The 10,048-nt window shown below is 64.7% G+C and carries 11 protein-coding genes; 6 read left to right on the top strand and 5 right to left on the bottom strand.

What is annotated here, in order from left to right; genetic code table 11:
• The 4 genes from CH256_RS00150 to CH256_RS00165 all read left to right on the top strand — a co-directional run.
• On the top strand, positions 1-372 hold a 372-nt coding region (locus CH256_RS00150), incomplete at its 5' end, for an enolase C-terminal domain-like protein (RefSeq protein WP_306438691.1).
• Between the two features lie 23 nt (positions 373-395).
• Positions 396-1,226, top strand: a complete 831-nt coding sequence (catA, locus tag CH256_RS00155) for a catechol 1,2-dioxygenase (RefSeq protein ID WP_094668550.1) — start codon at positions 396-398, stop codon at positions 1,224-1,226.
• Between the two features lie 41 nt (positions 1,227-1,267).
• Complete coding sequence (catC, locus tag CH256_RS00160) at positions 1,268-1,552, top strand: muconolactone Delta-isomerase (protein ID WP_094638852.1); 285 nt, start codon at positions 1,268-1,270, stop codon at positions 1,550-1,552.
• Positions 1,553-1,664: 112 nt separating this feature from the next.
• Positions 1,665-3,167 (top strand): amidase, encoded by a 1,503-nt coding sequence (locus CH256_RS00165; protein WP_094668551.1) that lies wholly within the window; start codon positions 1,665-1,667, stop codon positions 3,165-3,167.
• On the opposite strand, the gene CH256_RS00170 is transcribed toward CH256_RS00165, so the two are convergent.
• Complete coding sequence (locus CH256_RS00170; RefSeq protein ID WP_094668552.1) at positions 3,146-4,198, bottom strand: NAD(P)H-binding protein; 1,053 nt, start codon at positions 4,196-4,198, stop codon at positions 3,146-3,148. The genes CH256_RS00165 and CH256_RS00170 overlap by 22 nt on opposite strands.
• 87 nt (positions 4,199-4,285) lie before the next feature.
• On the opposite strand from CH256_RS00170, the gene CH256_RS00175 reads away from it, so the two are divergent.
• Both CH256_RS00175 and CH256_RS00180 read left to right on the top strand, forming a co-directional pair.
• On the top strand, positions 4,286-5,086 hold the full coding sequence (locus tag CH256_RS00175; protein WP_094668553.1) for an alpha/beta fold hydrolase: 801 nt from the start codon (positions 4,286-4,288) through the stop codon (positions 5,084-5,086).
• Positions 5,086-6,231, top strand: a complete 1,146-nt coding sequence (locus CH256_RS00180; RefSeq protein ID WP_094668554.1) for a PP2C family protein-serine/threonine phosphatase — start codon at positions 5,086-5,088, stop codon at positions 6,229-6,231. The genes CH256_RS00175 and CH256_RS00180 overlap by 1 nt, the downstream gene beginning before the upstream one ends.
• Here CH256_RS00180 and CH256_RS00185 read toward each other — a convergent pair.
• From CH256_RS00185 to CH256_RS00200, 4 genes are all read right to left on the bottom strand, one after another.
• The gene (locus tag CH256_RS00185; protein WP_068054398.1) at positions 6,208-6,567 is read right to left on the bottom strand and encodes an STAS domain-containing protein; all 360 of its coding nucleotides are present in this window, start codon (positions 6,565-6,567) and stop codon (positions 6,208-6,210) included. The two genes, CH256_RS00180 and CH256_RS00185, sit on opposite strands and share 24 nt — an antisense overlap.
• 69 nt (positions 6,568-6,636) lie before the next feature.
• On the bottom strand, positions 6,637-7,968 hold the full coding sequence (locus tag CH256_RS00190; protein WP_094638846.1) for an MCE family protein: 1,332 nt from the start codon (positions 7,966-7,968) through the stop codon (positions 6,637-6,639).
• Positions 7,969-8,099: 131 nt separating this feature from the next.
• Positions 8,100-8,555 (bottom strand): hypothetical protein, encoded by a 456-nt coding sequence (locus CH256_RS00195; protein ID WP_068054403.1) that lies wholly within the window; start codon positions 8,553-8,555, stop codon positions 8,100-8,102.
• Positions 8,556-8,603: 48 nt separating this feature from the next.
• Complete coding sequence (locus tag CH256_RS00200; protein ID WP_094668555.1) at positions 8,604-9,830, bottom strand: DUF6745 domain-containing protein; 1,227 nt, start codon at positions 9,828-9,830, stop codon at positions 8,604-8,606.
• Positions 9,831-10,048 lie beyond the last annotated feature (218 nt).

Genomic DNA, 10,048 nt, shown 5'->3' on the forward strand with positions numbered 1-10,048 from the left:
GCCACCACGCCTGCCGAAGTGACTCGCGAGATCCTCGGCGGATCGGCGACGGCGGTGAGCATCAAGACCGCCCGCACGGGGTTCACCGACTCGACGCGAATCCATCACCTGTGCGAGGGCCTCGGCCTGGATGTGGTGATGGGCAACCAGATCGACGGTCAACTCGGCTCGGCCTGCACCGTTGCCTTCGGTGCCGCCTTCGACCTGACGTCGCGTCGAGCCGGGGAACTTTCGAACTTCCTCGACATGAGCGACGACCTGGTGACCGAGCCGCTCGAGATCCGCGACGGAGAACTCACCGTCCCCGCCGGTTCCGGTCACGGCATCGACATCGACCCTCACAAACTCTCCACCTACCGCATCGACACCTAGCCCCGAGAACGAGGAGTTTCACCATGAGTATCGACCACGCAGCATCGACAGATCTGTCCGCGGAGGTGGCCACCGCCGCCGCGTCCGGCGCGAACGCCACCCAGCGCTTCACCTCCGACAAGCAGGCCGCTGCCGACACCCCACCCGAGCGCGTGAGTCTGCTTGCTCGCCAGGTCATTTCGGCGATCCACGACACCGTCCGCGAACACAAGGTCACGTACGACGAGTACAACGCCCTCAAGGCATGGCTGATCAACGTCGGGCAGACCGGAGAGTGGCCGCTCTTCCTCGACGTATGGGTGGAACACGTCGTCGAGGAGGTGGCCGGAGAGTCCCGCGAGGGCAGCAAGGGCACCATCGAGGGCCCCTACTACGTTCCCGATGCACCCGAACTCGGTTCCGCGGCGATCCTTCCCACCCGCGACGGCGAGAAAGGCACCCCGCTGCTGTTCAAGGGGCAGGTGCGCGGCGTCGACGGGGCCGCGCTGCCCCATGCAGTCATCGAGATCTGGCATGCCGACGCCGACGGCTTCTACTCGCAGTTCGCACCGGGCATCCCGGAGTGGAACCTGCGCGGCACGGTCACTGCAGATGATCAGGGGCAGTTCTGGATTCACACGATGAAGCCTGCGCCGTACCAGATTCCGACCGACGGAGCGTGCGGAAACCTGATCTCGGCTGCCGGTTGGCATCCGTGGCGTCCCGCGCACCTGCACCTCAAGGTCGCGGCAGCAGGTCATCAGCAGATCACCACCCAGCTCTATTTCCCCGGTGACGCCCACAACGACGACGACGTCGCGAGTGCGGTCAAGCCCGAGCTCATTCTCGACCCGCACGACGTCGACGGCGGATAGGAAGTCACCTACGACTTCGTTCTCGACAAGGCCTGAGCGACATGCTGTTTGCAGTGAAGATGGACGTCGCGCTCCCGCAGGATCTCGATGGGGACGTGCGAACCGACACTCTCGCCCGAGAGAAGGCGTACTCGCAGCAGTTGCAGCGCGACGGTGAATGGGTGAACATCTGGCGGCTGGTGGGCCAGTACTCGAATCTGAGCATTTTCGATGTGCGGGACAACGAGCGACTCCACGAGATTCTGTGGAATCTGCCGCTGTTTCCGTACATGAGCATCGACGTGACTCCACTCGCCGGGCACCCGTCGGACATCGCCGCGGGGTGAAATCAACCTCCCGCCTCGTCGAACTCGCAGTTGTGCACGATATTGGGCCGAAATCCCCGCACAACTGCGAGTTCGGCACTCCGGCGACGGTCCCGGGACCTAGGCTGACGCCATGCGTATCGACGAGTATCGCAAGTACGACGGCCTCGGCCTGGCGGAACTGGTAGCGAACGGTGAGGTGACGCCGCGCGAGTTGCTCGATTGTGCTCTTGCGCAGACCACATCGATCGACCCGTCGCTCAATTCGATCGTTCGCCTCATGTCGGAGCAGGCGGACGAGCAACTGGCGGGAACGCTCGACGGGCCGTTCGCCGGTGTGCCGTTTCTGATCAAGGATCTCTCGCAGGACTATGCCGGGGTGCCCACCGCGAGCGGATCCCGCTCGTTGACGAATCTGCCGATGCCCGAGCACGCAACGGTGGTGCAGCGCTGGCTCGACGCAGGCCTGGTCATCTTCGGCAAGACCAACACCCCAGAGTTCGGTGCCAAGGGAATCACCGAGCCGACCGTGTTCGGCCCGGCTCGAAACCCGTGGGACCACAGTAGAACTCCCGGTGGCTCGTCGGGCGGATCTGCCGCTGCGGTCGCGGCCGGGATCGTCCCGGTGGCAGGGGCGAGCGACGGTGGCGGTTCGATTCGCATTCCGTCGTCGTGCTGCGGGCTCGTCGGCCTCAAGCCCGGCCGCGGGCTGGTGCCGTCGGGACCGACGTTCGGTGAGGCGATGCACGGAGCGGCAGTGCAGGGCGTCGTGTCGAGATCGGTACGCGACACCGCCGCGATGCTCGACGTGTTGGCCGGTGGCGAGGCGACATCCGGTTACTCGCCCGCCCGGCCGGACGGGAGCTTCCTGTCACGGACGGAGCAGGGCCCCAAGGCCTTGAAAATCGGCATGTATGCGGCGACGTCGGTGAATCCGAGTCCGGATCCGCAGGCCGTCGCTGCGATGGAGTCTGCCGCCAAGACACTGACCGAACTCGGCCACACCGTCGAACTTCTCGACGCCCCGCCGTACGACGATGCCAGCCTCAATCGCGAGTTCCTGCTGGCCTGGTTCACCTATCTGGCCTACGAGATGGACGAGGTCAAGCGTCGAACCGGTTGCGGTGACGACTCTTTCGAGCGAGACACCCGGATCATGGCGGCGCTGGGAAGATCCGCCAGTGGCGTCGACTACCTCCAGGCGGTGGAAGGTCGCCACGTGCACGTGCGGGCTCTGGCCACGTACTTCGAGACCTACGATCTGCTGCTGACCCCGACGATTGCCGAGCTACCGCCGAAGATCGGTGCATTCGATCTCGCGAAGCCACTGGAAATGGCGTCGGACTTGTTGTTGCGCAGTAGAACCGCCGGTCTGCTTCGGCACACCGGCATCGTCGACCAGATGATCGACGACAACATCTCGTGGATTCCGTACACCCAACTGGCCAACGTCACCGGCCGCCCGGCGCTGTCGCTTCCGCTGCACTGGACGCCGAGCGGACTCCCGATGGGTGCGCACTTCACCGCTCCGCTGGGCGGCGAAGCGTTGCTCGTCCAACTGGCCGGACAGTTGGAACGAGCCGTGCCGTGGGCCCACCACTATGCCGATATCGGTCAGCGGGTAGCCCCGAGCTGAGCCTTTCCGAGGATGCCCGACGGCCGCTGCCGCACCTGGCCGTCGACGATGTCGACGACCCCTCCTGCCCACTCGGGATCGGTGTCGGCGGAAGCCTGGGGATCGGCGTGGGCATCGGTGCCCTCCTCGGCGGTCACGGTGATCGAACGCTCCAGGGCCTCCTCGACGCTCATCAGCGAGGTACCGGGTTCGGCGAACACCTCCGTTGCCGCGTTCCCGCGGCGCACCACCATGTCGTGGGTGAGGCTGTCGACCAACGAGATCACCGTGCCGGGAGGCATGCCGGTGATGATGGCGACGGCGCGCCCCACCAATCCCGTCGGCAACAGCGGCACCGGGATCTGTGCGCGACGCAGACCGGCAACGCTGCCGTACGCCTGCAGCAGCTCCGGGTAGCTCATCGTTTCGGTTCCGCCGATGTCGAACGTTCCTGGGCGTGCGGTGTCGCCGAGGGCGCGGGCGATGATGGCGACCACGTCGACGACGGCGATGGGCTGCACCTGCCTGCGCATCCACGTCGGAATCGGTGTCAGCGGTAGACGCTCGGTCATGCGACGCACCAATTCGAACGACGTCGATCCGGAACCCAGGATGATCGCCGCGCGCAGCACGGTGGCGTCGACCGAACTGTCGAGGAACACCTCCTCGACCTGCAGGCGAGAGCGCAGATGATCCGACAACGGGGTGCCGTCGTCGGGGATCAGGCCGGAGAGGTAGACGATCCGGCGCAGGCCGTTGCGCTCGGCGGCGGCGGCCATGGACTGCGCGGCGTGGCGATCCTTCTCGACGAAGTCGCCCTCGTCCATCGAGTGCACAAGGTAGACGACGGCGTCGACATTCTCGGTCGCGGTGTCGAAGGTCTCGTGATCGTCGAGGTCGAAGTGCACCGCGGTGACGTGCGCGCCCCAGGCGAAACGCGACTTCTTGCTCGGATCGCGCATGGCCGCGTGCACCTCGTGGCCCTGCTCGAGAAGGACCGGGATCAGCCGGGATCCGATGTATCCGGTTGCACCGGTGACCAGTACTCGCATGAGATTTCTCGTTTCTGTAGATACAGGCCATACCCGGTCGGGGCAGTCTCACTCCCCGCTGTCGTAGCCAGGTGACAGACTGTGCGGGTGAGTGCGCGCATCAGGAACAACGTCAAGGTCGTGGGGGCTGCCGACGGTCCCGTGGTGATGTTGGCTCACGGCTTCGGATGCGACCAGACGCTGTGGCGCTCGGTCACCGACATCCTGGCCCCGAATTTTTCGGTCGTGCTGTTCGATCACGTCGGATCGGGAGCGTCGGACCCGGCTGCTTGGGATGCCGACAAGTACGCGCCGCTGGACGCCTATGCCGACGACATCATCGACATCGTCCGGGAACTCGACCTCCGTGACGTCACGTTCGTCGGGCATTCGGTGGCGTCGATGATGGGCGTTCTCGCGGTTCAGGCGGCACCCGAGCGATTCTCCAAGCTCTTTCTCCTGACGCCGTCTCCGCGCTACATCGACGACGGTGACTATCGCGGGGGTTTCAGCCGCGAGGACATCGACGAGCTGCTCGAGTCGTTGGACAGCAACTATCTGGGCTGGTCCGCGTCGATGGCGCCGATCGTGGTCAATGCGCCGGATCGGCCGGATCTCGAGAACATGTGGTCCGCGAGCTTCTGCCGAACCGACCCCGAGTGCGCACGGGTGTTCGCGCGCACCACCTTTCTGTCCGACAATCGCGCCGATCTGGCCGGGGTCACCCTGCCCACGATGATCGTCGACTGCGCACGCGATTCGTTGGCTCCGCCTCAGGTCGGCAGATACGTGCACGAACATATCGCCGGCAGCACTCTGAAGACGCTCGACGCCAGCGGGCACTGCCCGCACGTCACCCAACCCGAACAGACCGCCGAGGCGATTGCGGCCTTCGTGAGACCGGCGTAATGCACGAGCTCGACATCGAGGATCTGTACGAGAACGCGCCGTGCGGTTACCTGTCGGTCTATCCCGACATGCGGATCGCGAGGCTGAACGCGACGCTGGCGGGCTGGCTCGGCTTCGAGGTCGACGCCCTGATCGGGACCGACTTCACCCAACTTCTCACCGCCGGTGGGCGCATCCACTACGAGACCCATTTCGGTCCGATTCTGCGGATGTACGGTCAGCTCGACGGCATCGCGCTCGATTTCGTGACGTCCGATCGACGTCGGCTGCCTGTATTCATGACCGCGAACGTCAAGACCGACGAGTCGGACACGCCGGTGCTCATTCGCATCACCGCGCTCGACGCCAGGGACCGTCGCACCTACGAACGCGAGTTGCTCGAGTCCCGGACGCGAGCGGAGCTGCTGGCCAAGACACTGCAGCGGTCACTGCTGCCGCCAGCCCTGCTGCCGCCGTCGGGAATGACCGCTGCCGCGCACTATCACGCGGCATCGAGCGACGAGGTGGGTGGAGATTTCTACGATCTGTTCCCGCTGTCGGACGACCGCTGGGGATTCTTTCTCGGCGACGTGTGTGGCAAGGGTGCATCGGCTGCGGCCGTGACGTCGTTGACGCGGTACACCCTGCGCGCTGCCGCGGTGTACGACCACGACCCGGTCGCTGTACTGCACAATCTGGATTCGGTTCTGCGACAGGAATTCCGCGAGAACAACGCGCAGTTCTGCACGGCGGTGTTCGGGGTGCTCAGTCGTTCGGCCGATGGATTCGAGGTGTGCATGGCCAGTGGCGGTCATCCGCCGCCACTGGTGATGCGTGCCGACGGCAGTGCGCACTACGTCCACATGACGGGCGGGCAACTCGTCGGGATTCTGCGTCATGCGCGCTTCGTGCCTGCCACCGTGACGTTGAGCGCGGGCGACACCCTGATGCTCTACACCGACGGCCTCACCGAGGCCAAGGTGGGCACAGGTCGATACGACGACGAGGGCGCGCTGTTGGAATTCGCGACTGCCCACGCCCCGGCGTCGCCTGCAGTCATCGTCGAGGACCTACGGGTACTGCTGAACAGCTTCGGCGACGGCTTGGCCGACGACGCAGCAGTGATGGCGCTGGGAGTGGAGTCAGTCGAGAGCGGCGAGGGCTGACGCGAGATCGGCGTGCAGCGCGAATTCCTGGTCGAGACCCATCAGTTTGATCGGACGGCTGGTGGTCGGCCCATCGGCGACGACCGAGAAGGCAACGGTGTCTCCGTGATCCTTCTGCGTCGACGCCAGCACGGTCATGGCAGCCGAGGCCAGGAACGAGACCTTGCTCAGATCGACGATCAGGGCAGCCGGTGTGGTGGAAATCTGCGCTTCGATCGCGGACGACAGCGCGGGGGCCGTGGTGACGTCGAGTTCACCGGCGACCGCGATGACGGCTGCGCGCCCGTCGTTGCTGGACTGGATGGAAAATCCGGCGGTGTTCGTATCGGCTGGCATGTGTGTACTCCTGAATCGTTACCCGCCGCGCTCGTCGACGGGGTCTTCGGTCCATTCAATCAGTAGGTCCTACCTGAACGTGACCTGCGTTCCTCTGAGTGCGGGAGCGCCGACCGTCGTGGTCCAGGACGGCACTGCGTCGGGCTCGATTCCAGTGGCCCCGCCGTAGACGACGGCCAAGGTCTGTTGCTCGGTGACCGAGTTCGCGTACGAAGCCGGTACGGGGGAGAGCTGCGGAGCCGGAAGTGACGGAAGGTCCTGCTGCCCGGGGTTTCTCGACGGCACCTGGTACGAGCCGTCGTTGGGGGAGCCGCCCGGGTACTGCGGGAAGTATTCGCCCGCCGAACGGTCGAGGGGGCTGGGGCAGCTCGGGGGCCGGTTCTGCTCGAACAGTCGCGGTTCGTCCTGGTTCGGCAGGTACCGCCCCTTCGGGTTGACGAAGGGCATCGAGACGTTGATGCCGGGATACTCGTCGCCGACGCCGGTGACGATTCGGCCGCGTCTGGCACCCTCGGCGAATTGGGCAACGGTGCAGCCGACAGCCGGGGAGAACTCGGCGAACACCTCGAGCGCCTCGCGTGAGTTCGCGGCCAGTCCGATGATGTCGGCGGAGTTGGCGTCGAGGAAGTCAGTAGTCGTGCTCGAGGCCGACGTGACCGAGGAGTACAGCGTTTCGAGTGCCGGGCGCTTCTCGACGACGGTGTTGCCGGTGGTCCGCAGGTTGTCGAGCGCGTCGATCAGTTCGGGTGCCGCGTCGGCGTAGGTCTGCGAGAAGTCGGCGAGTCCGCGCAGGTCCTCCTGGATGGCCGGAAGCTCGGTGTTGAGCCCGGCAAATATGTTCTCGAGTCGGTCGATCGTGAGGCCGAGTTCCTCGCCGCGACCGCTCAGACCCTGTGCCAGCGCACCGAGGGTGTTCGACAGATCCTCCGGCGGCACGGCCTGGAGCAGCGGCAACAGGCCGTCGAGCACCTGTCCGACCTCGATGGCGTTGCCGCTGCGATCCTGCTTCAACACCGTGCCCTCGGTGATCGGCGACCCGGGCCTGCCGTCCGGCAACTCCAACGCGACGTACCGCTCGCCGAACAGTGTCTTCGGCAGCAGTCGCGCGGTGGCGTTCGACGGAATCATCTCGGCCATGTCCGGTTCGATGGCCAACTCCGAGGTCACGACGCCACCGGCCGTCGTCGCCGATCGCACTTCGCCGACGATCATGCCGCGAACCTTGACGTCTGCGTTGCGGGGAAGTGCGTTACCGACGGAATCGGTCTCGAGGGAGACCGTCACGACGTCCTTGAACGTCTTGTTGTACGAGGTGACGCTCCACCCGACGAACATGACGATGAGTACGACGAGACCGATTCCGAGGAGTCGGTTCTGGACCGGTGAGGGGGATCCGGTCATGGATGAGTCGCAACGACGACAGCAGTCATGTCGCGAACCTTAGTGGTACACAACGTCACACTTACTACCGAAAATTGCTTTGTGAGATGGACCTAGCACTTCGGCAACAATGTGATGTGGGCCACTGGTTCTCAGTCGGCGATCAACTGAGGCGCATGGAACCAGCCGCCCTGTCCGCCTTCACGCTGACGGCCGATGACATATCGACCCGGAGCGATTCCGGTGGCTCCGTGTTCGGGGTGAATGAGGTACGCCGTCTGCGAGTTGGCCAGAATTCCCAGGGCGAGACCCCGGACGTCGTGGACGGGACTGAGCCACGTGCAGATGCCGCCGTCGGCGACCAGGCTGTGCGGGTTGCCGCCCGCAGCGCTGCGCAACAGTTCGATTCCCGTCAAGGGCACATCCTCGCGACGGGTCTGCTCGGTGGGGACGACTATGCCGTCGAGCAGTACGTACGGTACGACGATCAGATCGCCTTGGGCTTGCAGGCCGTCGATGACGGGCACGGAGATCTCCTTGTCGAGGTAATCGAATACGTCGAGGCCGGTGAGGTCGGTCAGTGCGGACAGCGTGATGTTCGAGTTCATGTTTTTCACCTTGGGTGTGTGGTCGGGGTGTGTTGTCGAGGTGTGGGGTCAGGTTCTGCGGAGTAGTCGGCCGTAATCGGCTCCGGCCAGACCGTAGGTCCAGCCCGCGGCATCGACCGCGGACGAGAACGCGCCGGGAACGCGAAGCCCGTAGCGTCGGCGCTCCCCGTCCCGTTCGCGAGAACCGTTGACGGCAAGCAGTATTCGACCCTCGTCGCCCCATCCTGCGGGGGTGGCGAACAGTTGCAGGATGCAGCCTGGGTTACCCGGGTCGTCGTCGGTGTCGATCAGTCGTAAACCGGCCTGGTCCAGATACGAATCCCAGCCGATCCGTTCGATGGCGCTTCGCCGGATCTCGACGTTGCGTTCGACGGTAATGCGTTCGACGGTCGGATCGTCGATCACCCAAGCGGGAATCACCGTCCCGTTGAGGACATGGACACCGCTGCCGTCGCCGAACTCGACCGCGGGGGAGGTCGAATGATGCAGTCGCACTTCGCCGTGCACCGGATCCGGAATCGGTTCGGTGTGCAGAGCCGTCGGCCGTTCTGACATCACTGCGATGTCGTCGAACGCCCACCACCATCCCGTCGACTCGATGAGGGCGGATTGAATGTCGAGAAGCTCGTTGTCCTCGCGGCCGAACGTCATGAGGCCGAAGGAGCGATAGATGTCGTAGTAGGCGACGCGATGGGCTTCTTGTTGTCCGTACCAGCTGACGGTGCCGAAGGGGCGCGGAGCGAGGGTTCGGACAGCCGTGGCCACTCCGTCGAAGAGGCTGGTGTGCAGAGACTTTCGTACGGTTCGGCGAATGATCGGATCGGGACTGATGTCGGCGCGGGCCGCGTCTGTCGGTGAACGGCGTGCGACATCGATACGCGCCTGCAGATCACGCTGTGCATTGTTGTCGGAGTAGTAGTACTGCTGTGGCCATTCGATCTGTCGCCGATCGATTCGCTGGTCCATTCGTCGGCGTGAACTCGACAGCAGTGTTGCGATGAGGGAGCCTGCACCTGCGCTGTCCGCTATCGGTCGAGATGTCATGAATTCCGCGGCGGCTACAGGGGATGCCACCCATGAGAATTTCGGCTCAGGACGCCCCGATCTTCGATACAGTTGTGCCACAGCCGATTCCGCGGCTGTTCTGTCGGAGGGGCCGGCCTTCAGGCCGTAGGCGAGCCATCGATCGCGCTGCGCGCAGATTGCGCGAATGCTCTCGGCATAATCTTCGGGATTGTCACTGAATGTGCCGCGACGGGGAAATGTCGACGGCATCGGCACGGCCCAGTTGATCCTCCGGTCGCGCGGCTGACCCTCTTGCGCTCACCCCATTCTCGTGTCACTCTTTTCTTCATGACAACCGGAAAGGCGGACACCGCCTCCCTCACGTGAGCGCCGTGCCGATGCCGTCGACATTTCCCCGTCGCGGCACATTCAGTGACAATCCCGAAGATTATGCCGAGAGCATTCGCGCAATCTGCGCGCAGCGCGAT

This window comes from Rhodococcus sp. 05-2254-6, assembly GCF_002258565.1.
GTDB lineage: Bacteria > Actinomycetota > Actinomycetes > Mycobacteriales > Mycobacteriaceae > Rhodococcoides.